This window comes from Bradyrhizobium sp. LB11.1 (assembly GCF_040549385.1).
In the GTDB taxonomy this organism is placed as follows: Bacteria; Pseudomonadota; Alphaproteobacteria; order Rhizobiales; family Xanthobacteraceae; genus Bradyrhizobium.
This window is the reverse complement of record NZ_JBEPTH010000019.1, coordinates 1-23,625: the sequence shown is the minus strand read 5'-3', so window position 1 is coordinate 23,625 and position 23,625 is coordinate 1. Positions and strand designations below refer to the sequence as shown.

Genomic DNA, 23,625 nt, shown 5'->3' with positions numbered 1-23,625 from the left:
TGAAACAAGGCGGAAAAGCGATGTCCAGCACCCGCGTGATCAAGGCCAACGGGATCGACCTCTTCATCCGCGAGGCCGGTCAGGGGCCGCTGGTGGTGCTGTGCCATGGTTGGCCGGAACTATCCTATTCCTGGCGGCACCAGATCCCGGCGCTCGCGGCTGCCGGCTTTCGCGTCGTGGCCCCCGACATGCGCGGCTACGGCCAGAGCACAGCGCCGTCTGACGCGGTCGCCTATTCGATCTTCGATCTTGTCGGCGACGTCGTCGGCCTGGTGAAGGCGCTCGGCGCGACCAAGGCGATGGTGGTCGGCCACGACTGGGGCGCACCGGTCGCATGGCATGCTGCGCTGTTCCGTCCGGATATCTTCACGGCCGTTGCGGGCCTGAGCGTGCCGCCGCCATTTCGCGGGCGCGGCAGGCCACTCGAACTCTTGCGGCAGGGCGGCATCACCAATTTCTACTGGCAGTATTTCCAGGCGCATGGTGTCGCAGAAGCCGAGTTCGAACATGACGTCGCCCGCACCATGCGCATCGTGCTTGGCGGGCGCGGACTTGCCGATCCAAGCGCCGCGATGTTCGTTCAGGAGGGCAAGGGCTTTCTCGGCCATGCCACCGACGAGGAGCCTCTGCCGGCGTGGCTGAGCGAGGACGATCTCGCACATTTCACCGAAAGCTTCCGCAAATCCGGCTTCCGCGGCGGGCTGAACTGGTATCGCAACCTCGATCGCAATTGGGAGCTGACCGCGCCTTGGCAGGACGCGCAGATCCACCAACCCTCCCTCTTCATCGCCGGTGCGCAGGATGCCGTCATCACTGGCCTGATCGGCGCCAAGCGCGTCAACGAACTGGAGCGCGTGCTGCCCAATCTCAGGCGCAAACTGATCATCGATGGCGCTGGCCATTGGGTGCAGCAGGAGCGGCCCGACGAGGTCAACGCCGCGCTGGTGAAATTCCTGCGCGAGGCGGCGTCGCGCTAGGCGGCGCCAATTATCTCGGGATCAATAAAGGCCGCGGCCGGTCAGGATGCTGCGGGCCTCGGCTGCGCCGTCGGAGGCCTCGGGAGCGCTATCAGCGGCGTAGCGCCCATCCGCGCCATAGGACACTTGCCGGACGTTCTGGAGCGCTCGGCCCCGGCTGCGGCTCGAGGCCGACATCTCCGAGGTGGCGTTGATCGAAGCAACATCGGCTGAGGTGTTGCCGAGGCTGTAGGGGCGCCCTTCCGGCATCGGGACTTCGCCACGGATGGCGCCACGGCTCGATGACAGCTCGGGCACGAAAGGCCTCGCCGAGGCGACCCGGACCATCGAGGGCGACGGCGCCGGAACGCCGGTGCGCAAGGTCGCCATCAACTGACGGTCGTCGGAGCCTTCGAGCGGCGCCCGGCCGACATATTCGACGCGGACCCTGGCGACGCCATTGCCTTTGAATTCGAGCAGTTCAGCGGCCTTGTTCGAGACGTCGATCAGGCGGTTGCCGTGATAGGGCCCGCGATCGTTGACGCGGACGATCAGCGACTTGCCGTTGGACAGGTTGGTCACCCGCGCATAGGACGGCATCGGCAGGGTCGGATGCGCCGCTGTCAGCGAGCCCATGTCGAACACTTCGCCATTGGCGGTCTGCCGGCCATGGAAATCGTCGCCGTACCAGGACGCCATGCCCTCGGCGCGGTAGTTGACGTCCTCCTCCGGCACGTAGGTCCGGCCCGCAACCACATAGGGCTTGCCGACGCGATAGGTGCCGCCGCCCTTGGGGACCGGATCACCGAAGGCCACGACTCGCGGACTCGAGGACACGCCGTATTTGGGATCGAGCCGGCTGGCGAACTTGTTGGACGAGGCGCAATTGGCGAGCGCTAGGCAAGTGGCGACCGCCGCCACGCACCGCGCGGCCCGCACCACCGAATCTGACCGTCGGATCCCCATTCGCCCCAAATACCATTTCGCCGGAGACGGACCCAACCCGCTTGCCTACGGGGGCGCCTTCCGGACCTTAAGCTCCGAGGCGGCCCACCACCGTCTCAGAGGCGGTAACGATAACGCAACCCGAACACGGCGGAAATGGGGAGCCCACAACGTTCGCGCTGGGATGGTAAACAGGACGTTTGGCATTCTCCGTTGATCTTCGGGGCGCGAGGGTGTCGGCTCCGCCTCCTCTGTGCCAGTCCTGCACAAGCTGTTGCGCCAAAAGCTCACTCCACCCCCATTGTCGCCGGCTTCACCGGAATTCTTTTGACTGTGCAAGGCCGCCCGCGTTGTCTCGCGTGCAGGGGCGGGATTGGAATTTAACGATGATCGAGACGGTTTCGGCACTGATGGGTCTGGTAAGCGCGGGGATCTTCCTGGCCCATGCGTTTGAAGGCTACCGCACGAGAGCCTGAAGGCGCTCGCGCGGGCGACATTGCATCACCTCTTCATGACGGCACGTTCGGACAATTTTAATCAATCCGGTCGAGCATCGAAGACGAGAGCAGCAGGTGTCCCATGCGCAAACATGACCTCGTATCCGACGGCTTTCTGGCACTGACCGCAGGCGGTCTGGTCCTGCTCTGCTCGGGCCTCGTTGCCCTGGCCTTCGGCTAATCATCACTTCGTATCTTCAGAGCGCTCCGCTGCCGCGGCGCAGCATGCAGGGTGAACTCGCTCCCCTTTAGTTGATTGAATTTCCGCGTCGGCGCCTCGACTCATTTTCACGAGGCCATCACCAACGAGGAAGCTGCCGAACCAGAACTAGCGGACTGGCCGTCTAGCCCACGCCGCTCAGCGCAAGCCCAGCGGCGATCTGCGATAGAGGCTGTCGCGCGCTTCAGTCTGGCAGACGAAGCTGCCATCAAAGCCCTGGCCATAGAGCTTCTGGCCCTTGCGATAGTAGACGCCCTTCCTGAAATCCAGCCACACCACCTTGTCACCGGGGCAATGGCGCTGGGCCTGCGCCTCATAGCAGAACGGCGTCAGCGGCGTCGCGGACACCTGGGCCGCGCCGGCGTCCAGCACCATCGCGGCCGCGATCACAATCGTCCCAAGCGCCCAGCCAAAGCTGCGAGACATCTGCCAGCCCCCCCAATCAAGCCGCACGATAGCACGGTCACGTCTTCCGCCGGCCATCTGGCCGGGTTACAGGATAGCGAGACAACTCGATGCGTGGATGCGATCTGCATGTCAATTGAGCCAGAAACCACGACCGGACCCCGCCCGCCCGTGCCGCGGCTCGGCTTGTTGCCGATGATCATCTTCGGTTCGCGTTGGCTGCAGCTGCCGCTCTATCTCGGCCTGATCGTGGCGCAATGCGTTTACATCGTGCTGTTTCTCAAGGAGCTCTGGCACCTCGCATCGCATGCGCTCGACTTCACCGAGCAGGAGATCATGATGAGCGTGCTGGCGCTGATCGACGTCGTGATGATCTCCAACCTGCTGGTGATGGTGATCGTCGGCGGCTACGAGACCTTCGTCTCGCGGCTCGACCTCCAGGGCCATCCCGACGAACCGGAATGGCTCGGCCACGTCAACGCCAGTGTGCTCAAGATCAAGCTCGCGATGGCGATCATCGGCATCTCCTCGATCGCGCTGCTGCGCACCTTCATCGAGGCCGGCAATCTCGGCTCGGGCCGCGCCAGCTTCACCGAGAGCGGCGTGATGTGGCAGGTTCTGATCCACATCACCTTCGTGGCCTCGGCGATCGGGATCGTGTTCGTCGACAGGTTCAGCGACGCAGCCTCGCGCAAGCAGACCGAGTGAAGTGATCAATCGCTGGCTTGGCGCGATGCGGCCTAGCCCGACCGGTCAGGCCTGACCGGTCGGTCCTGTTGAACGTCAGACTTTGGCCGCGGCCGCCTCACGGGCCAGCCGCTCGGCCCTCAGCCGTTCTCGATTCTCATAAAACGCCTTCTGCGCGGCCTCGTGGTCGCGCATGGCTTTTTCCGCCTCGATGCGGCGTCCAGCATCGCGCGCCTGGCGCTGTTCAGTGGTCAAGGGCTTACGTCGGAAGGAAAGATCTTCTGTCATGGCGAGATAACACGGCGGAGAGGAAAAGGTTCCACCGGCGTTCCAGTCGAGCAGATCGGGTCAAACCGAAATGCTCGCCTGTTCAGGCTCTTGGCAGCGCGGCGCAGACGGTCGCGGCCGTTCCGGCTGCATGTGCCCGCCAAAAGATCGAAAACAACCCCATGCACAGTAGGCAGGCCCCCAAGAGCTCAATGCTTGAAGAGCTCAATGCGTTAAGAGCTCAATGCTATCGGCGGCTGCACAATGCCTTTGACACGTCGGGCAAAACAGTGGCACAATGCTACTATTCCGAAACGACTCTCAGTCAACCATCTGACGGGGAGCGCTTTCCGGGTGACGCGTCCGGCGGAGTTCACCCCCCGACCTTCACGGCGATGGAGTTTTGAGGACCGTCGGTGAGTCGGCCGTTGCAAGCCCGGCTGCGGGGGTCAGATACCAAAGAACGAAAAGCAGCCCCAGCCCATGTGACAGCAGCACTGTTGCTAGCGGCACATTGATCAGTGCCTGCACCACAATGCAGGACGAAAGAAGAATGAATCTATCGGGAAGATGACTTCCAGAGGAAGTGCCGACAGCAATTATGATGCCGCATACAAGAGCGACAATCGGCGCCCACGCCAGTCCAACAGATGCGATGCCTTCTATTGAGAAAAGCGAGGCATTGAAGTTGCCGAGATGATAAGCATTCGCGATCTCGACGCCAAGTTGCGGCCCATAGTGGCAGCCGTAAAACGCGCGAATGATGTTGATCTGGCAGAAGTAAGTGTGCGGGTGATCGGCAAAGAAGGCATTGTAAATGTCCAAAGAGATGGACGGGATGGCAATCATCCTGAAGTTCACAAGGCCGAAGACGTGGTAGACGGGGACGACCCGGTAGGCATCGATGGCAAGAAAGACAAGCCCGGCGCTCATCGGCAGAAGGATGGACAGAATTACGGCAATCCGCGCTTCGACGAAACGCGACAATGCGAACAAAAAGCACAACCACAGCGGCGCGAAGATCGAAAACTTGGTCAGCGTGACGGGATAAAACGCTGCCATCAGCAGCAGAGATAATCCTGCAAGGACGTATCGCCGACGCTCGACGAACCACGCAAATGAGAACGGTAGCAGCGCCGTGAGCACGATGCCGTTAGCGTATCGGACCGGCGCCGGGAAACCGAGTTCATCGCGGAACTGGTAGATATCCGAGATCCAGACGGGCCGGAAATTGTACCGGGCTCCTGCGGCAATCGTCAACGCAGCGACACCAAGGAAGACGATCGGCAACCAGGAAGCCACCTTGAGGGGCAGTACAATCCTCGGCAATTTCACGGCCCGCGCATTGGCTGCGAATATGAAGAAAAGGCCAGACGTAAAGGCCGACGCAATCGCCGATGCGTGGTCGTACTGGAGACGAGAGAACGGCGATATCCACAGATAGCCCAGGATCACGCAAAAGAAGCCGAACGACACTGCGTAGCCAAACGAGAACGGTGCTTTGCGCAAGATCACAAAGGCTATCGCGCCGAACGAAATCGTTCCGGCGAGTGCGACCGCGAGGCCAGCCAGGTGAAAGCGCGGGACTATATCGAGGTAGTGGAACGCCTCACCGACGCAGATCAGAGAAATGCAAACCGTGACGGCCGTTGCGACGAACAGCAGCGCTCGCATCATTGCTCGTCGCCGTCCGCAAAGCGGCTGTTGAGGAAGATGCTGTAACCCAGGATCGATGCGCCGCCCGCGACAACGAGCGCAAGCAGCGTCCAAAGCGCAACGTTCATCAAATCCCCCTGCCCCCGGCGCCCATCCAAGTGCAACCGGAGGGCGATGGCAACCCAAGACGCGCGCAAGCACCTCCCCCAAAGCGGTGGATTTCTAACCAACTCAGCGGTGCACTGTCCGCTGGGCTTGGAAACCGGGATTGAGAACAGCACGCGCTCTTGGCGGAGCCGGGGCTGGGCGCGAAAGGAGCCATGGCGGGCTCTATAGCGCTGGCTGGACCGTCGTGGCAAGTTTATCGGAAGGGGCGGCGCTCCGGCGGGATACCATGCACGAGAGGCCGAACGAGCGGTGATTTTCGGCGAGTCCTCGTGATTCATTCAGACGGTCACGAAGCAACAGGACCCTCGCCCATGACGACCGCACGCCTGATCGTCGGGGCGGCCATCCCTGTTGCCCTCGCCCTGCCGGCTCGCGCATCTGACGCGCGACTGCGACGCGACTTTTGAAAGTCTGCTTTTCCACACCCGCGACGCACAATAGCGCGAAGTGTCATGGGCGATAGGAACTTTCCAGGTTTGCCGAGTTATCCCGCCGTGAGCATGCGCTCGCCACGGGGGATTTTATGAGCGGTTTTGGGATGCGGACCGAGGATGACATCTCGGCAGGTAAGACAGCCAAGGCCGGCCTGGCGGTGAACGTGACGGCCGCGCTCCTCATCGGATTGATCCTCGTGACGACGGCGGCTTGGGTATACTTCCTGTTTGAGGCGGCGGCATCGCTGCTGTCTTTGGCGCTTGGCCCCTCTGAGTGAGCCGATGACGCGCCTCGGAGTCTTCCAGGCTGACCACCCGTCAATTTCACGGAGTGGAGCCGCGAGGAACCAAGGTCGCCGTATCAGCGTCTGAGTCTTGCCGGCTCGCCGCCCGAGCTGGCGGAGCGGCCCCGGCCCATACCCCTTGCCCCCTGCGCGCCGGGGCCGCCTCTTCGCACGGCTGTTTCGGAGTGAGCGTATGCGTTTCTCGCCTTCAATTGCGCTGGCCGATCGTCTGGATCGCGACGTCTATCTGGTGCTTGAGGACTTCGGAGCGCGCGCTGGCTGCGCCTGGCGCGAGACGGATGAAGCCGACACCGATCTCGAAACCGTACTGCAAGGCCTGCTCTCCGGCCAATACGCCTATCCGGTTCGGATCGTGTGCTTCAACGCGAGCGAAGGATGGTCGCGCGACGCCACTTCCGACGTCGCCAATGCTCTGGCCCAGCGCGCGGCCGGCATCGACTACGACGTCCCGGCCGCTCTGCAGGACTTCATCGCCGCCAAGGCCACAAGACGCTTTGATGTACAGCTCGCGCTGCCGTTACAGGGGGCAGCATGATGTTCCGCGAAGGAGAGCTGGAAGGCCGGCTGCCGCAGGCGTCCAATACATTGGCCTCGCCGGCATCGAGCAGGTGAGAGCTGGATCAATCACCTCGGAGAATTTCATCGTTCATCCGATTGGTTCCCTTCAACGTCTCACGTAAGCGCCAAGACCGCGATGATCGCGCGATCGCGGAAAAACTCGGCGAGCGCCGGAAAAAAGACGTGATCAAGGTCAAGGACAGGCAGCCGCCCTCATTCGAGGCTTGGGCTATGACCCTTTATCTCCGTCGTGAGGTCAATTGCGCTCAACTCAGTGTTGGTTGAGGAACCTTGGGACGGCTTCTAATGATCGTCCCATGTTGTACCGAGAGAAGCTTTATATGACTGTCGGCGCGCTTTTTGCCGTGGCGCTGTACATCTACTTTCAAATTCCGGCCGGGTGAACGCGCGTCAAAACTCCATCGCGCTGCAGTCGATGTTGTTGACCGAGGCCGGACCCGAAGTGCCTCCTAATCCGAGATTGAACCAATAGATCGTGCCCGGCGTGAGGCCTGTGATGATCCCGCTGTTGGCAAACGTGGTGCCCTCGCCTCCCGTGGCAAAGTAGACGTTGACCGTCGTTCCGAGCACGAACCCGGTGAGCGCCACTCCATTCAACGGCGCCGTACCTGTCCCGTAGCGACGCGAAATGAAATCCTGCACCACTGAGTTAGTATTGGAGGCGTTCCCGATGAACTCAAGTTTGACGCGGCCACTATAGAACTGCGAAACGTTCCTTCGCATCGTACGTCAGCACATCTTGACCACACCGGACCACTCGTTCGACGCGCCGCAGAACTCGCGATTGATCCTCGAAAAGAAAAAAATTCTCTGAACGACGCTGAGCGCTTGTGCGGCTCCTGCAACACGCCGAGTTCGCGCCCGGCTTAAAGCAAGACTGGCCGGCTCAGATTGTCACAGCGTCGGACACGCAGATCGCATCGTTCACGCAGGGCTAATAGTGGCGAGTACTCATAACGGCTTTCGGTTCTAAAGCGGAAGTGTCGGTTCGGTCGATCATCGGCGGCTATGACCCCAAGCGGACGTTGTCTTCCGACGCTTGGCTGCTATCCGCCGGCCCATTCTATTCACGCTTCTGTGTCCCGGCGAACACAGACGCCCATTGAATTACGATCGTAAGTTTATATTATGAGCGTAATGGCATCGAGCCGAGCCGCTGTTGGGCGGCTGCAGAATGCCGCCCACAGGCCCTTTGCGAGGACTCCATGAACGACGGCAGCATCATTTCAAGTCGTAGCGCACCGCAAGAATTCTTAGACCCCTCGCTGGGGCTCGCAGAGGCTGCAGCAGCCATTCGTGAAGGCACCCTCACATCCGAAGCCTACGCTGCCGCGCTTCTGCTTCGCGCCCGAACGCTTGACGAACTCAACGCCTTCATCACCATCGATGAAGCGGCCGTGTTGGAGGCCGCGAGGGAGGCTGACAAGGCACATACCGCCGGATCGCTGGCTCCGCTGCTGGGCGTTCCGCTTGGGGTGAAAGACAGTTATTTGACGAAAGGGCTGCCTACGAGCCTAGGTCTGGATAGCCTCGCTCACTTCGTGCCGCGCGAAGATGCGGACGCTGTCCGCGCCATCAAGGGTGCCGGTGCCTTCGTCTTTGGGAAAAACAACCTCGTCGAGATGTCTTACGGCTTGACCGGTCACAACGCACGCTACGGTCAGGTCAAGAATCCGCATGCACGAGATCGCGTCTCGGGCGGCTCCTCGAGCGGCTCCGCCGCAGCTGTGGCAGCGGGCCTTGTTCCCGCGTCGTTGGGCGGTGACACCGTCGGGTCGATCCGCGTGCCCGCATCCTTCTGTGGGGTCGTGGGATTCAAGCCAACGACCGGACGTTGGCCGCGCAACGGCGTTGCTCCGATCTCCCATACGCTCGACACGACGGGTGCATTTGCCCGAAGCGTCGAGGACTGCATTTTGTTGGATCGGGTCGTGACGGGTGAACAGGCGGCAGTCGATCTCTCCGACGACGGCTACGGCCTCAAGGGGGCTCGACTGGCCTTCGCGCCCCGACAGTTCCTCGATCTGGTGGACTCGGAGGTCGAGACCCGGTTCCGCGAGGTGGTTAGGCGGCTGCAGGACGCCGGCGCCGAGGTCGTTGAGGTCGACCTTGGCGACGACTTCAACGCCCTCGTCCAGACCGCGACTTGGGGCATCTTCGCTTACGAGACGATGGGCGAAATTTCGGAATTCCTTCGACACCACGACATTCCGACCACGTTTCAGGCGATCTACGACGGGCTCAAGCCCCAACTTCGGCAAGCATGGGGGCACATCGTTCTGCCGGGCGGTGCGGGTGCCGTGTCGGCAGAGGCATATCAGACTACGCTCAACGTAAGCCGGCCTGAAATCCAGCGCCGTCTCGACAAGGCGTTCGCCACCGACGGAGCGCAGATCATTCTGCAACCAACCACACCATGCACCGCGCCCTTAATCGAGGAGCAGGCGACCGTCCGTATTGCGGGGCAGGACGTCAGCTATCTCGCCTTGGCGAACCACACCGTCTCAGCGAGCAGTGTGGGACTGCCGGGTATCAGTCTTCCCGTTGGGCTATCTCGCGCCGGGCTGCCGATTGGCCTTGAACTTGACGCCCCTTTAGGAAGCGACCGGACGCTTTTAGCCCTCGCCCGCAAGATCGAAGGCGTTCTGGTAGACGAGCCGACCGCGATCTGAACGCGTAGCTTTTGGCGTGTGGAGACATGAGGGACTCGAGATAAGATGCGGTTCGAGAAAGGTCATAAGTTGGCGACACGACGCCACATCGTCGATGTGGCATCGAAATGCATGCGCCGGGACGGCATCTCCGCCACCGGGATTGCCGGGATTATGGGCGAGGCCGGCTTGACCAAAGGGGCATTCTCTCCGCACTTTGAGTCCAAGGATGCGCTTGTTCGCGAGGCGCTGGCGCGCGCGCTTGGTGACCAGCAGCGTTGCCTTGATGAAGATCAGCTCAAGGGCCTGGACCTTGAAGGCGCGATCCGGCGGTACTTGAACCGCGCGCACCTCGAAGCGCCCGCGGAAGGTTGCCCCTCCGCGGCGTTGCTCCCGGAAATCGCGCGCCAGCCGGAGAACACCAGGCAAGATTACGAGAAGGCGCTTGGAAGCTATGTTGCGACTTTGGCGTCCTTGCTCCCCGGTGCAGATTCAGCATCGAAGCATCGTCGGGCGAGGGCCATCTTCGGCCTCATGGTGGGCTCGCTACAGTTCGCGCGGGCCGTACCCGGCGCTGCCGAAGCGCAGCAAATTCTGGATGCCGGCATTGAAGCCGCGTTGCACTTGGCGCGAGCTCCATCATCCTAAATCCGAAAGGACGGAGCGGCTCAGGCCGGCGACTCTTATAGGCTCAGATCTCCGACGTCAGCTTCTGGGCCGTGGCTGACCTTCGCGCGGGGCGCGGCGATGTCTGGTAAACGCCCTGAAGTGGACGAGCGGCGGAAACATCATCCGCCTCGAGTGCAAGCTGATCGGTACCGGCCCATCGTTGGATCAGGCGGCCGGCCAATTGCGGCGCTATAGCAAGTCCTTTCCGGGCACGGCGCTATCGATCGCGGTCCGCTATGTAGAGCCTGACGCCGATTGGCTGGCAGGGATACTGCGCGGACAAGGCCTTACAATCATCGAACTAGACCAAGCATGATCCAACTTGGTTAGTCGCCTTTGGTGAGCGAAAACCGCCAAGCATTGAAAATATTCAGTTTTTGGCCTTGACTGGCGGAAGGGGTGTCCGGTCAACCCTCCTGAAATTGTTCGCGTTTTTTGGTCTGCGCCACGACCGATCTACGGTCCTGACCACGGTCCTCCTCGCAGCATCGCGACCGTAGTTTTCGCCCCGCTTGAACACCGCGCCAGCCTCGCCGGGCACCCTATCTCCTCGACGCGAGCTCACCGGTTGCGACCTTTGATCGGAAGCATTGTCTGCGCTCGGAGTTACCGAGCCCACGCGGTTTGCATCTACAACATCCGCATCTTTAAGTCGTCGGATCAGCCTCCAGGATCTCGACGGAAGGGTCCGAAGTGACCAAGGCCCCGACGGCCCGTTCGGCCGCGCGCCATTGGGGTCCGCATCTATCCGCAGCGCGAGGCTGAAGGACTGTCAGGATTGCTTTTAAGCTTGTCAGTGCAGTCTAGGAAGCAGATGGAAAGCTCGACCGACTTCGCCGCTACCTCATTTTAGGGAGGCAGGCCCGCCGAAGCGGCAACCGCGAGAAGCTGATGAGCGCGATCGATGATTAGGCGGAAGAGTTGACCGGAGACCGGACGACGCTGCACGTCAAGAATCACAAGTGCGGATGACGAATGAAAGAGGCCGCCAACTGAGCGGCCTCCCGGCGCTGGAAGCCGCCGCTCGCTTGAGCGCGGGCGGCGATTGCATCCAACGTAGCGCTCCGGGGCTGGGAAGAGCGCTAAAGCCGCAATGGCTCTTGCGCATTAGCTTCTGTGAATGTGTCCTAATTCAAATGATTCGGTGCTGCTATTGGGACAGCAACCGCCTTCGTCAGGAGACAGGGCGCACATGCTGTCCATGTCAAATGAGCTGCCATCCATTCTGCAACAGTCAGCCCGGTTCCGCTAATCGGAACAACGATTTGCGTTGCTCCGAGAACACAGAGGCATAGCATCGCGGATGCCGGGGCTGGTCCATACTTTACCTATTTTTTTTAACCCGGCTTCATTTGACCACGCGCGGGCCGCAGCGATTTAACCTCCCGCTGCGGCCCTTTCGCATTTGCAGAGCATGCCAGCGTGAACCGGCGGCCTTAGTTCGTGGGCAATAAAACAATCAGCGAACCTTTGCGCGCGCCGTGCAGACAGATCAATATCCGGGATTTTGTAATCCCTCTCGGGGCTGGACTAAAGTTACTGCCGCCGGGACTGCGTATTTTCGAGCCCGGCGGCATATTCCTTGTGGCAAGACTGTTTAGCCTTATGCCCTCGCGCGCAGTCCCCAGAACGCGATCAGCAGAAGTGCTGCGGCCCCGATCCCCAGCAAAACGAGAATGGCTTCCAACATGACGAAGCAGGCTCCGCCCAGGGGCAACGGTACACCCGGGCGGTGTCTTGTCATCAGGAGCGGGCCCTTCGTCGTTACCGCCTCATCCGACGACGATGCGTCATCAGCCGCTGCGGGTCGCGCTCATCGTCGATGCGGTGCTGATGCGCGGGATCAGAGACTCGTGCCGGCGCGGTATTTTAGGGCCGGTTTGCTTCGCCTGCGGAATGGAGTGGTTTACCGGGCAGGTAGGGAGTACCGTCAGCCGATCACCGAACCGCCTTTGGCATCTATCGGTGACTGAGAGTATTGCGCTCCCGCCTATGCGTAGGGAGGTATGTATCGTGACAAAATCTCAACACCGGTCGCCCATTCCACCGATCCCGTTTCGGCGCCCCCCGTGCCCGAGGTGCAAGGCTTCGATGATGCTCGTCAGCATCGAGGCAGACCGCCCAGGCGTGGACTTGCACAGGTTCCGGTGCGCTGTCTGCAATGACCTACTTACGATCCTTGCCGCCTACGAAGATCCTATGCATTCCAACGCCCTTGGCCGTTGGCTGCAAGGCGATTTGCACGCACCAAGCTGAGGTCGAGTAGTTCTGCACGACCCGGAGGGAGTGACGTTCGAGTACGACGTGATAGGCCCGCCAGCCTGATCCTTACCAGCGGCTGGACCGCCAACTGAGGCGGCCCTACTTCATAGAAAAAGCGCCGCCCGCTTAATATGTGTCGCGGGCAGCGGCTTCCCAGCCCCGAGGGGGATGATGCAAAACCCCGGTAGCGGCATAAATTGCATATTCGCCTCGCGAGGTCTGAGCAAAATTGCTCACTCAGCAGAGACCCGCGCCAAACGGCGGCTTTACTTTTCGCCGAGCATCTTGCCTGTCGAATTATGGATGAAGTGAATTTTGGTGCAGGCTATGCAGACGACGGTCGAATGGCGGTCTATTGCATCATCTGGCACGTCCGCCAGCCAATGCTGCACATCCATCCCGGTGCTGGGGCATCTGAACAAATTTGACGGCCCATTGCATTAATTTGGCATGGTCAAAAAGCTACAACTTGATCTTTCTCAAGACTTCAAATCAGGCCACTGCGAAAATCAAACTAGGCTGACCTGCCCCTGCCGATTTCCTCCAGTTGAAGTTAGAGTCCGGCCTTCTGAAGGACGGATAGATGAAGCGAGCCAGGTTTACTGATGTTGCGAGGCCTGCTGGCTGCCGAGGGGTGCAAGATCGGCCGCCGGCATGTCAAAACGTTGATGCGGCGGATGGGGATAGAGGCGCTGTACCGGCGTCCGCGCACCACCAAACCTGAGCCCGGCCACAAGATCTATCCGTATCTGCTACGCGGCATGGAGATCACGCGCCCGAACCAGGTCTGGGCGATGGACATCACGTATATCCCGATGGCGCGTGGCTTCGTGTATCTCGCTGTCGTGCTGGACTGGGCGACCCGCCGGGTTCTGTCGTGGCGGCTCTCGATCACGATGGAGGCGGCGTTCTGCGTCGAGACATTGGAGGATGCTCTGGCCCGTCACGGCAGGCCCGAAATCTTCAACACGGACCAGGGGTCGCAGTTCACGGGCGCAGCGTTCACCGGTGTGCTCGCCAGCAACGGCATCGCCATCAGCATGGACGGCAAAGGAGCTTGGCGGGACAACGTGTTCGTCGAGCGGTTGTGGCGCAGCGTCAAATACGAGGAGGTTTACCTGCGGGCCTACGACAGCGTCAGCGACGCGCGCAGTTCGATCGACCGTTATCTCGATTTCTATAACCGCCGGCGTCCCCACTCGAGCCTTGACGGCGGCACCCCGGATCAAGCCTACTCCAACCCGCTGCCAATCCGCATGGCGGCCTAACCCCGGCAGACGCTCCACTTATCCGCGCGGAGATTCTGTTCAGACAACCGGGACCAGCTCTCAGATTATCGGCGTGCTGCGGGAACATGAGGCTGGTGCGAAGACCGCCGATCTCGCGCGCAAGCACTGCGTCTCGGAAGCCACACTGTATAATTGGAAGGCCAAATATGGCGGCATGGACGTTTCCGAGGCCAAGCGGCTGAAGCAGCTTGAGGAGGAGAATGCCAAGCTGAAGAAGCTGCTGGCCGAGCAGATGCTGGATGCTGCAGCGCTACGCGGCTTTTGTCAAAAAAATGGTAGGGCCCGTCGCCCAGCGCGAAGCCGTCGCGCACCTGCAGGCCGTCATGGGTCTGTCGGAGCGGCGGGCCTGCGGCATCGTCGGCGCTGACCGCAAGATGGTTCGGTACCGATCGTGCCGACCGCCGGACACCGAACTACGCGGCCACTTGCGCGAGCTTGCTAATGCCCGTCGGCGGTTCGGCTACCGCCGGCTGTTCGTGCTGCTTCGCCAGCAGGGCGAGCCGTCCGGGCGGAACCGGATCTACCGTCTGTATCGAGAGGAAGGCCTCAGCGTGCGCAAGCGCCGGGCCCGCCGCCGCGCCGTGGGCACCCGAGCGCCGATACTGGTCGAGGCTCGGCCGAACGCCCGCTGGTCGCTGGATTATGTTCACGACCAGTTCGCCAGCGGCCGTCGCTTCCGGGTCCTGAATACCGTCGATGACGTGACCCGGGAATGTCTGGCGGCCATCCCCGACACCTCGATCCCGGGGCGGCGGGTGGCACGCGAACTGACGGCGCTGATCAATCAGCGCGGCAAGCCGGGCATGATCGTCTCCGACAACGGCACCGAGTTCACCTGCAATGCCATGCTGGCCTGGTCGGAGGAGAACAAGATCGACTGGCACTTCATTGCGCCGGGCAAGCCGATGCAGAACGGCTTCTGTGAAAGCTTCAACGGCCGGATGCGGGACGAGCTTCTCAACGAAAACTTGTTCTTCGGCCTCGATCACGCCCGCGCCAAGATTGCGGATTGGGTCGGCGACTACAACGGCCAACGCCCGCATTCCTCGCTCGGCTATCTGACCCCTGCGGCCTATGCCGCCTCCCTCACCGCAACGTGCGATCGGCTGCGCAACCCCAACCAGCTCCGCCGATCGCACGTTGCTCACACCGCGCCAAACGGCGTAACATCCGCCGAGACTCTAACCGCTACTGGGTGAAACTTCAGGGGCAGGTCACAGATACACAAGAAATAAGTGCAGACAGCGAGAACACCCAAATGGCGACGCTAGTCCCACAGGATTTGCCCTTCTAAAAAGGGGACACGCGAGTGCGAAGATTCAAATTTGGGATGGACTGAGCGACCAGCATTCTCGTAGCTCGTCACCGTAGATATTTGTGCCTCCTGCCATAGACCTTCAAGAAAAGTGGCGATTCTATAAATTCTTGTCACTCTTGGTGTGAAGGAGTGGATGTCCTCTGGCTCGCGATAATTGGGGGATCACTGTTCTTGCACACCCTCGCGCAGTACGTGAGAACGACCGACAAAGTCACCTAGAGCCATCAAATGTTTTGCTTGACGAACGGATGGTGCGGCAGCCGAGGCAGCATCAACCCTTAGCGATGTTCTTCGGGTAGATTCAAAGCGATCATCGGCAATGTCCCTCGCATCATCCAGATTCTGCTATCAGGCGGCGACCGAAAGGCGCAGGAGAAGGGTATAACAGGCGCACGGTCAACACGGGAGCTATTACCGCGAGTCCGTCCTGATCCGCTCAGCTGCGAGGGCCAGCATTCGCGAAGCCGGCCGACTGGAGTGTTGGTGCATGGAACGCAATCATGTGGGCAGGCGGTCCAGCGAAGCCGTCTGCCCGGAGAGCCGCAAGCCAAAGGTGCTTAATGCCGGCTATGAGGCCAAATGCAATCGGTGCCAACGTCTCCCGGGTGGCGCTGCGCGCATCAACGCCGATCTGGAAGCTGGAGCCCGCGTGATATGCGAGCCGTGCCCCGTTCGCGCGGGAGGAAAGTCCACATCACGAAATGAGCGAACAGCGTGGCTGGTCCGCTCATCCTGTGTGAGAATGGGCAGCGGCCAGGAAGGCCGGATTGTCCCAACCGACGTTCGGATTCGGAGTCGAGGGAGACGGGCCAAAGCTGTTTCCGCCCAAGCCAGCCGCGGCGAATTGATTCATCAGCGCTGCAAGGCGATCGACATGCCCTTGGGGCCAATCGATGGCGGTGCCGCCGGCCGGTGAAGACATTGCTCCACCAGAAGTGTCAACTGGAGGATCGGTCACCGCCATGGTCTGTGACGCCGATGTCGCGGCTTCGCCCGACGTTGTGTTGCTCGCGGTCACCGTGAACGTCGCGACCGGATGGTCGGTGCCCGTATAGCTCGACGACAGCGTCAGCCCGGTGAGCGGTTGGCCTGTCGTGGAGGAGCCCTCGGTAATGGTCCAGGTGTAGGTTCCGTTGGATTGAAGGCTGCTCGTGACGGTGTTTCCGGCCGGAGCCGTGATCGACTCGTAACTGGGCAAGCCGCTGATGCTCAGCGACAGTTGATCGTCGGAGTCGACGGGCGTCGCGGTGATGCCCAACGGCACTGATCCTCCGGCCTGCACCGTCAGCGAATTGCTGCTGATGGTTAGTGCCGGACTCTCGGCCACCCCATCCTGATCCACCGCCAGCGCAGCCGCCCCCGCAGCGGCCGTCCCAAACACCTGAATGGGCGCCGCCGTCGCGGCGTTGTTGGGAGCGGTCAAGCCCAAGGAAGCCGTGATCGTGCTCAGAAGATTGTAGTGATTGTAGGCGGTGCTGTAGTTTCCCGGGACCACGTTGGCGCCATACAAGAGAGTTGGAACCTGGTTGGCAGCGGCCTCGGAGGTCGAATCGTCATTTTCGTCCCAAGTCACGATCAGCAGCGAATTGTTGTTGACCGCCCACTGAGCATAGGCGCTCAGGTTTTGCTGAAGCCATGTGTCACCCTGCGCGATCGTCCCGTTATGCATGTCGTTGCCGACGCTGGGAATGACGTACGAGACGGTCGGCAGGCTGGAATAATTGCCGTTGGCAAAAAGCGCTGGGAAGCTGGTGAAATCCGTTTGGACCGTGTAACCCTCCGGGAATGAAACCCAGGGGTCATGGTTGAAGTCACTGCCCCCGTTGGTCTCGTCGACATAGCCCGTGAACGAGTAACCCCCGCTTTTCAGCACCATGGATAACGTTGGATCCGGAAGACTGTAGGAGTTGTCATCGGTGACGCCGAATGTCGAGCCGCCATAGAGGGCGAAATAGTTCGCTTGGCTCGGATGAGCCTCCGCCGTCATGTTGGTTAGCGATGCGCCGCCGGCCATGAGACTGTTGATATAAGGTGCCTGGCTATTGCCGGCGATCTGGTCATAGTTGTGATTTTCTTCGACGACGACGACGATGTGGCTGTACTTCGGTACGCCGGTGGTGGTCGTGGTCGAGTTGACCTGGAGGGTGCCGGCGGGATTGTTATTGGCCGCACCGGCCAGATTGGCCGCATTTCCGGCTCCGTCTCTGACGACGGCGCCGTTGAGGTTGAGCGCCGAGATGGCGAGATCGGACGTGGTCTGGCCTGCGGCCACCGTGTAGCTGAAGGTGAGCGCGGTGCTGCCTGTGCCGCCGGTATAGCTCGCCGTGCCGCCATCGTTGAGGGTGAGCGTCGGCGCGCCACCGGTGGTGTTGACCGTCACGGCCTCGCTGAGATTGACGGTCAAGGTGACGACCTGGCCCGTGCTCACACTGCCGGTGCCATTGGTGATGCCGGTGCCGGTCGCGACGATCGAGGCGATCGTCGGCGCCGTCGTGTCGATCTGCAGGGTGCCAGCCGGATTGTAGTTGGTCGCACCCGTCAGGTTGGCCGCAATGCCGTTACCACCGGTGATGGTCGCGCCGTTGAGGTTGAACGAGGAGATGATGAGATCGGCGGCATTCTGGCCTGCCGCGACCGTATAGCTGAAGGTGAGCGCGGTGCCGCCCGAACCGCCGGTGTAGCTCGCCATGCCGCCATCGTTGAGGGCGAGCGTCGGCGTACCGCCGGCGGTGTTGACCGTCACGGTCGCACCGAAATTGACCGTCAGCGTGACCACCTTGCCGGCGTTGAGATCGCCGACGCCGTTGGTGATTCCTGTCCCGGAAGCCGCGATCGAGGAAATGGCCGGCCCCGTCGACGTGGGGTTCTGGATGGCGATCTGGGCGACCGACGTCTGCCACCAGCCGTTGGCTATATATTCACTCGAGATCCAGAACGAGTTCGGGTTGTTGGGGTCGACGATCGCCGATGAATTGAGGCCCCAGCGCTGCACGCTGTTTCCATCGCCCGAGTTGAAGAAACCGGTGCTCGCCTGATACAGGATCGGCGCGCTGAAAGAACCACCGGGATTGCTGCCGCTCTGGAACACATAATAGTCCGACGGATACAAATTCGGACCACTCGCCGTGAAATTGATGATAACATCGCCCGATGCGTCGACCGCGATGGAGGGATCGAACGTCCCCACGCTGGTTCCGAGTGAGGCGCCGGAGATGTCGCCTTGCGCCACGAGGGACGGAGCACTGGCATTGCTGACGTCGATCTTGAACCAGTGGACCAGCGGCACACTCGACCCGCTCGGCTTCATCTCGGCCACGGCGTAGAGATAGCCGTTGGCATAGACCATGCTGGCAATCCGGTTATCGACGGCGTCGAGCAGAAGGCTCGTTCCCTTCTGCTGCACAGTGTAGCTGCCGCCTTGGTCGATATTGCCGAGCGCGATGGTGCTGGTGGTACTGAACGTTTTGGTGGCCTTGTCGTAGGTCTGCAGGGCGACGACGATCTGACCTCCGCTGGAGAAGTCGCTCGCGTAGTAGGTCTTGCCATTGTTGCCGGATGCAACGGCGAAGATACGCTGCGTCGACGGCATGGCCTCGCTTGCGGTCACGCTCAACGCGCCGCCACCATAGATGCCCCCGCCCGCACCGGCCGTATCCCCGATCACCCAGTTTTCCGTGCCGGCGTAACCGGACACGTTGATGTTGTACTGCGCCGCCGCAATGTAGACGTTCGAACCATCGGCCGCCAACGTCGGGCGGTCAGAATCGGTCAACTGACCGTTGATTGTGACCGTCGTATTGAGCTGTGAGAAGGTCCAGCCATCGTTCGGATTGGAGTCCTTGGAAACTGCAATATCCATGGCGGTGGTGGCGCCGTCTGGCGCCAGGTACTCCATCATCGCGACAAAGCGCTGATTGACGCGGTCGTAGACGACGCGCTGATCGAAAAGGCCGCCGGTCGGCGACAGCGATGAGAAGAAGCTGTAGACCGACTGCTGGGTCGGCGACCCGCCGGCCAGGTTTGTCCATTCGATCAGCGATCCCTCGATCATCACAACGAAGTTCGACCCGACGGCAAGACCGTTGTGCGGCGGATAGTTGCTGGTGGTCGATGGCCCGGAGAACAGCGTCTGAATGCTCGAAGTGGGGGTGTTGACCACATTGACCTGCAGAGTGCCGGCGGGATTGTAGTTCGTCGCGCCGGCCAAGTTGGCGCCGTTGCCCGCGCCGTCGCTGATGACCGCGCCATTGAGGTTGAGCGCCGAGATGGCGAGATCGGACGTGGTCTGGCCAGCGGCCACCGTGTAGCTGAAGGTGAGCGCGGTGCTCCCCGAGCCGCCGGTGAAGCTCGCCGTGCCGCCGTCGTTGAGGGTCAGCGTCGGTGCGCCGCCCGTGGTGTTGACCGTCACCGCCTCGCTGAGATTCACCGTCAATGTGACAATCTGGCCAGTGCTCACACTGCCGCTGCCATTGGTGATGCCGGTGCCGGAAACGACGATCGAGGCAATCGTCGGCACTGTCGTGTCGATCTGTAGCGTGCCTGCCGGATTGTAGTTGGTGGCGGCCGACAAATTGGCGGCGTTGCCGCCGCCATCGGTGATGGTCGCACCATTGAGGTTGAGTGCGGAGACGATGAGATCGGCGGAATTCTGGCCTGCAGCCACGGTATAGCTGAAGGTGAGCGCGGTACTTCCAGAGCCGCCGGTGTAGCTCGCCCTGCCGCCATCACTGAGGGTCACCGCCGGTGTTCCGCCGGTGGTGTTGACCGTCACGGCCTCGCTGAAATTGACAGTCAGTGTGGCCAGCTTGCCGGCATTGAGATCTCCGCTGCCGCTGGTGATGCCGGTGCCCGAGGCCGCGATCGAGGCAATCGTCGGCGCCGTCGTGTCGATCTGCAAGGTGCCGGTCGGATTGTAGTTGGTGGCCGCCGACAAATTGGCGGCGTTGCCGATGCCATCGGTGATGGTCGCGCCGTTGAGGTTGAGCGATGAAACGATGAGATCGGCGGTGTTCTGGCCTGCCGCCACCGTGTAGCTGAAGGTGAGCGCAGTGCTCCCCGAACCGCCGGTGTAGCTTGCCGCGCCGCCATCGTTGAGGGTCAGCGTCGGCGCGCCGCCGGTGGTGTTGACCGTCACGGCCGCGCTGAAATTGACCGTCAGCGTGACCACCTTGCCGTCGTTGAGATCGCCGGTACCGCTGGCGATGCCGGTGCCCGAGGCCGCTATCGAGGCAACCGTCGTCGCCGTCGAGTTGACTTGCAATGTGCCGGCGGGATTGTTATTGGCCGCACCGGCCAGATTGGCCGCATTTCCGGCTCCGTCTCTGACGACGGCGCCGTTGAGGTTGAGCGCCGAGATGGCGAGATCGGACGTGGTCTGGCCTGCGGCCACCGCGTAGCTGAAGGTGAGCGCGGTGCTGCCTGTGCCGCTGGTGTAGCTCGCCGTGCCGCCATCGTTCAGGGTAAGCGTCGGCGTGCCACCGCCGGTGTTGACCGTCACGGCCTCGCTCAGATTGACCGTCAATGTGACGACCCCGCCGGTGCTCACACTGCCGGTGCCGTTGGTAATGCCGGTGCCGGTCGCGACGATCGAGGCAATCGTCGGCGCCGTCGTGTCGATCTGCAGGGTGCCGGCCGGATTGTAGTTGGTCGCCCCCGTCAGGTTGGCAGCATTGCCGCCACCGGTGATGGTCGCGCCGTTGAGGTTGAGCGCCGAGATAATGAGATCGGCGGTGTTCTGGCCTGCCGCCACCGTGTAGCTGAAGGTGAGCGCAGTGCCTCCCGAGCCGCCGGTGTAGCTCGCCGCGCCGCCATCGTTGAAGGTCAGCGACGGTGCGCCGCCCGTGGTGTTGACCGTCACGGCCGCGGCGAAATTGACGGTCAGCGTGACCACCTGGCCGGCATTGAGATCGCCGGCGCCGCTGGTGATGCCAGTTCCGGAGCTTGCGATCGAGGAGACCGTCGCGCCCGATGTGGAGCTCTGGATTGCAACCCGCGCGACCGCCGTCTGCCACCAGCCGCTGGAGACATATTCGTTCGATATCCAGAATGAGTTCGGATTGTTCGGGTCGACGGTGGCCGACGAGTTGAGACCCCAGCTCTGAACGCTGGATCCATCGCCTGAATTGAAGAAACCGGTGCTCGCCTGGTACAGCACCGGCGCGCTGAACGAGCCCACGGGATCGCTGCCGCCCTGGAAGACATAGTAATCCGCCGGGTACATATTCGGGCCGCTGGCGGTGAAATTGATGAGGACATCGCCCGCCGCATCCACCGCGATCGAAGGATTGAACGTCGCTACACTGGTGCCGATTGCGGTCCCGGAGACGTCGCCCTGCGCCACGAGGGACGGAGGACTGGGATTGCTGACGTCGATCTTGAACCAATGAACCAGCGGCACGCTCGAGCCGACCGGCTTCATCTCGGCCACTCCATAGAGGAAGCCGTTGGCATAGACCATGTTGGCAATGCGGTTGTCGCCGCCGGCGTCGAGCAGGAGGTTCGTCCCCTGCTGCTGGGCGGTGTAGCTGCCGCCCTGGTCGATATTGCCGAGGGCGACGGTGCTGGTGGCGCTGAATGTATTGGTGGTCTTGTCGTAGGTCTGCAGCGAGATGACGATCTGTCCCCCGCTGGAGGAGTCGCTCGCGTAGTACGTCTTGCCATTGTTGCCGGCCGCGACCGCGAAGATTCCCAGGGTCGACGGCGCGACTTCGCTTGCGGTCACGCTCAACGTGCCGCCGCCATAGATGCCCCCGCCCAAGCCGGCCGTATCACCGATCACCCAGTTTTCCGTGCCGGCGTAACCGGACACGTTGATGTTGTACTGCGCTGCCGAAATGTAGACGTTCGAACCGTCGACCGCCAACATCGGGCGGTCAGAGTCGGTCAACTGACCGCCGATTGTGACGGTGGTATTGAGCTGCGAGAAGGTCCAGCCGTCGTTCGGGTTGGAGTCCTTGGAGACCGCCACATCGATATCAGTGGTGGTGCCGTCCGGCGCCAGGTACTGCATGATCGCGACGAAGCGCTGATTGACGCTGTCGTATATGACGTGTTGATCATAGAGGCCGCCGGTCGGCGATAGCGGCGAGAAGAAGCTGTAGACCGATTGCACGGTCGGTGATCCGCCGGTCAGGTTCGTCCATTCAATCTGCGACCCGTCGATCATCACGACGTAGTTGGGCCCGATGGCGAGGCCGCTATCCGGAGGATAAGTGCTCGTGTCCGATGGCCCGGAGAACGATGTCTGGACCTGCGAGGAATAGCTCATGCTCACTTTCCCTCTGTCCAAGATTTCGCTGCGGCTCAGATGTCGACGTCTACATCAGGCTTTGCATCGAACGTTGCCCTCGCACCACGAATGCCCATGTCGGTCGCAAGACAAATGATCTTGCCAGCCGTGGCGCTAACGTCCGACGGATCCTGGACATCGGACAATGTGTCGCAGAGGATTTGTAGCAGCACGGCGGAGCATTTTGCGGCCTCAATGGGGGTACCCCTACCGGATCCGAGTGTCCGCTCGACGCCAACTTTGCCGCGCCGTGCTAGATCTCTCGCCATCCTGGAGCAGAACAGCCGCACCTTGGGTGAGCCTGCCCGAAAGACAGCGATTCCAAGGATGGATTGGCGCAAATTGCCCCGAAGCGGAAGTCGAGTTTGGGCATACTCGGCCGCTGCCGCTAAGTGGCCGGTCAAGAGCCTGTCCGCGCCCGCTGCGGCTCAGCCGGTTCTTTCCACGCCGTGAGCAACGCGGCGAACGAAATGCCCGTGACGAGCGTACTCGTCGCAAGTCCCAGTACGTGACGGCCTGCCAGGAAATCTCCCGCGGCCGTTCGCGCCGCCCTCACCGCCATGATCGTCAGCCAATAATACCCCCTCCCGTGGATTTGGAAGGCGGACCGAAGGTCCAAAGCGGCTGCCGCCTGAGCGCTACGGCAGACCGGCGCGCCTGGCCGGGGTGCTGGCCGGATGCGTACACCATTCCACATCGCTGAGCCAGTAGACCTGCTTTGCCATTCAAGCCTCCTTCGCTGAGAAGCTTAAAGCACAAGCTAATTTCAGATGGAATCCCTATTGAGTACAGACCCTAATCAGCACCCAGATTCGTAGCTTACCACCGTAGCTATCTGCGCGCCGCTTCGTTAAACCGCCAAGAAGTGTCGCCTTCACAGTATCTTGCGACGGATGGCACGGAGGAGTGGATATCCTCTGACTTTCGATAATTGGTAAGCGTCCGAATCCTGCACGACTTTCCGAGAGTGCGTAGTCGTTCCATATCGGGTTCCTTGCTGCATTGGAGGATCTCCGGTGGGTACGGAAT

Annotated in this window: 14 protein-coding genes and 1 pseudogene; 8 read left to right on the top strand and 7 right to left on the bottom strand. The window is 61.5% G+C overall.

Annotated features, from left to right (window positions below):
* Positions 1-20: 20 nt before the first annotated feature.
* Entirely contained in the window at positions 21-977 is a 957-nt protein-coding gene (locus tag ABIA96_RS32475; protein ID WP_354140995.1) for an alpha/beta fold hydrolase, read from the top strand.
* A 21-nt stretch (positions 978-998) separates the two neighbouring features.
* Here the strand turns inward: ABIA96_RS32475 and ABIA96_RS32470 are convergent, their stop codons facing one another.
* Together ABIA96_RS32470 and ABIA96_RS32465 are read right to left on the bottom strand one after the other, a co-directional pair.
* Positions 999-1,922, bottom strand: coding sequence for a septal ring lytic transglycosylase RlpA family protein (locus ABIA96_RS32470; protein WP_354140994.1), 924 nt, complete (start codon positions 1,920-1,922; stop codon positions 999-1,001).
* Between the two features lie 834 nt (positions 1,923-2,756).
* A complete protein-coding gene (locus tag ABIA96_RS32465) occupies positions 2,757-3,044 on the bottom strand; it encodes a hypothetical protein (protein ID WP_354140993.1) in 288 nt (95 codons plus the stop codon).
* Positions 3,045-3,152: 108 nt separating this feature from the next.
* On the opposite strand from ABIA96_RS32465, the gene ABIA96_RS32460 reads away from it, so the two are divergent.
* Positions 3,153-3,731 carry a TIGR00645 family protein gene (locus ABIA96_RS32460; RefSeq protein WP_354140992.1) on the top strand — a complete coding sequence of 193 codons (579 nt, stop codon included), beginning with the start codon at positions 3,153-3,155 and terminating at the stop codon, positions 3,729-3,731.
* A gap of 75 nt (positions 3,732-3,806) precedes the next feature.
* On the opposite strand, the gene ABIA96_RS32455 is transcribed toward ABIA96_RS32460, so the two are convergent.
* Both ABIA96_RS32455 and ABIA96_RS32450 read right to left on the bottom strand, forming a co-directional pair.
* Entirely contained in the window at positions 3,807-3,998 is a 192-nt protein-coding gene (locus ABIA96_RS32455) for a hypothetical protein (RefSeq protein ID WP_354140991.1), read from the bottom strand.
* 366 nt (positions 3,999-4,364) lie between these two features.
* Positions 4,365-5,654 (bottom strand): hypothetical protein, encoded by a 1,290-nt coding sequence (locus ABIA96_RS32450; RefSeq protein WP_354140990.1) that lies wholly within the window; start codon positions 5,652-5,654, stop codon positions 4,365-4,367.
* 670 nt (positions 5,655-6,324) lie between these two features.
* Here ABIA96_RS32450 and ABIA96_RS32445 point away from each other — a divergent pair.
* The gene (locus tag ABIA96_RS32445; protein WP_354140989.1) at positions 6,325-6,513 is read left to right on the top strand and encodes a hypothetical protein; all 189 of its coding nucleotides are present in this window, start codon (positions 6,325-6,327) and stop codon (positions 6,511-6,513) included.
* A gap of 199 nt (positions 6,514-6,712) precedes the next feature.
* Positions 6,713-7,075: a hypothetical protein gene (locus ABIA96_RS32440; RefSeq protein WP_354140988.1), complete on the top strand. Its 363-nt coding sequence runs from the start codon at positions 6,713-6,715 to the stop codon at positions 7,073-7,075.
* A gap of 434 nt (positions 7,076-7,509) precedes the next feature.
* Here the strand turns inward: ABIA96_RS32440 and ABIA96_RS32435 are convergent, their stop codons facing one another.
* A complete protein-coding gene (locus ABIA96_RS32435; RefSeq protein ID WP_354140987.1) occupies positions 7,510-7,842 on the bottom strand; it encodes a hypothetical protein in 333 nt (110 codons plus the stop codon).
* 482 nt (positions 7,843-8,324) lie between these two features.
* Here ABIA96_RS32435 and ABIA96_RS32430 point away from each other — a divergent pair, with 482 nt between their 5' ends.
* The 4 genes and pseudogenes from ABIA96_RS32430 to ABIA96_RS32415 all read left to right on the top strand — a co-directional run bounded on the left by ABIA96_RS32430 (position 8,325) and on the right by ABIA96_RS32415 (position 15,189).
* A complete protein-coding gene (locus tag ABIA96_RS32430; RefSeq protein ID WP_354140986.1) occupies positions 8,325-9,791 on the top strand; it encodes an amidase family protein in 1,467 nt (488 codons plus the stop codon).
* Between the two features lie 45 nt (positions 9,792-9,836).
* The gene (locus ABIA96_RS32425) at positions 9,837-10,418 is read left to right on the top strand and encodes a TetR/AcrR family transcriptional regulator (protein WP_354140985.1); all 582 of its coding nucleotides are present in this window, start codon (positions 9,837-9,839) and stop codon (positions 10,416-10,418) included.
* Positions 10,419-13,297: 2,879 nt separating this feature from the next.
* Positions 13,298-13,969: pseudogene (locus ABIA96_RS32420) on the top strand (IS3 family transposase); the annotation flags it as partial.
* A 64-nt stretch (positions 13,970-14,033) separates the two neighbouring features.
* A protein-coding gene (locus tag ABIA96_RS32415) for an IS3 family transposase (RefSeq protein ID WP_502918868.1) occupies positions 14,034-15,189 on the top strand; the annotation gives its coding sequence in 2 pieces (ribosomal slippage) (positions 14,034-14,249 and positions 14,251-15,189; 1,155 coding nt in all).
* Between the two features lie 846 nt (positions 15,190-16,035).
* Here the strand turns inward: ABIA96_RS32415 and ABIA96_RS32410 are convergent.
* On the bottom strand, positions 16,036-22,575 hold the full coding sequence (locus ABIA96_RS32410) for a beta strand repeat-containing protein (RefSeq protein WP_354140984.1): 6,540 nt from the start codon (positions 22,573-22,575) through the stop codon (positions 16,036-16,038).
* Between the two features lie 421 nt (positions 22,576-22,996).
* Positions 22,997-23,293 (bottom strand): hypothetical protein, encoded by a 297-nt coding sequence (locus ABIA96_RS32405; RefSeq protein ID WP_354140983.1) that lies wholly within the window; start codon positions 23,291-23,293, stop codon positions 22,997-22,999.
* Between the last annotated feature and the right edge of the window lie 332 nt (positions 23,294-23,625).

Bases quoted from the DNA above. Each gene is read 5' to 3' on its own strand.
- ABIA96_RS32410 (WP_354140984.1), bottom strand. From the start codon at position 22,575: ATGAGCTATTCCTCGCAGGTCCAGACATCGTTCTCCGGGCCATCGGAC.
- ABIA96_RS32465 (WP_354140993.1), bottom strand. From the start codon at position 3,044: ATGTCTCGCAGCTTTGGCTGGGCGCTTGGGACGATTGTGATCGCGGCC.
- ABIA96_RS32445 (WP_354140989.1), top strand. From the start codon at position 6,325: ATGAGCGGTTTTGGGATGCGGACCGAGGATGACATCTCGGCAGGTAAG.
- ABIA96_RS32455 (WP_354140991.1), bottom strand. From the start codon at position 3,998: ATGACAGAAGATCTTTCCTTCCGACGTAAGCCCTTGACCACTGAACAG.
- ABIA96_RS32405 (WP_354140983.1), bottom strand. From the start codon at position 23,293: ATGTGGAATGGTGTACGCATCCGGCCAGCACCCCGGCCAGGCGCGCCG.
- ABIA96_RS32475 (WP_354140995.1), top strand. From the start codon at position 21: ATGTCCAGCACCCGCGTGATCAAGGCCAACGGGATCGACCTCTTCATC.
- ABIA96_RS32460 (WP_354140992.1), top strand. From the start codon at position 3,153: ATGTCAATTGAGCCAGAAACCACGACCGGACCCCGCCCGCCCGTGCCG.
- ABIA96_RS32470 (WP_354140994.1), bottom strand. From the start codon at position 1,922: ATGGGGATCCGACGGTCAGATTCGGTGGTGCGGGCCGCGCGGTGCGTG.
- ABIA96_RS32450 (WP_354140990.1), bottom strand. From the start codon at position 5,654: ATGATGCGAGCGCTGCTGTTCGTCGCAACGGCCGTCACGGTTTGCATT.
- ABIA96_RS32435 (WP_354140987.1), bottom strand. From the start codon at position 7,842: ATGCGAAGGAACGTTTCGCAGTTCTATAGTGGCCGCGTCAAACTTGAG.
- ABIA96_RS32430 (WP_354140986.1), top strand. From the start codon at position 8,325: ATGAACGACGGCAGCATCATTTCAAGTCGTAGCGCACCGCAAGAATTC.
- ABIA96_RS32440 (WP_354140988.1), top strand. From the start codon at position 6,713: ATGCGTTTCTCGCCTTCAATTGCGCTGGCCGATCGTCTGGATCGCGAC.
- ABIA96_RS32425 (WP_354140985.1), top strand. From the start codon at position 9,837: ATGCGGTTCGAGAAAGGTCATAAGTTGGCGACACGACGCCACATCGTC.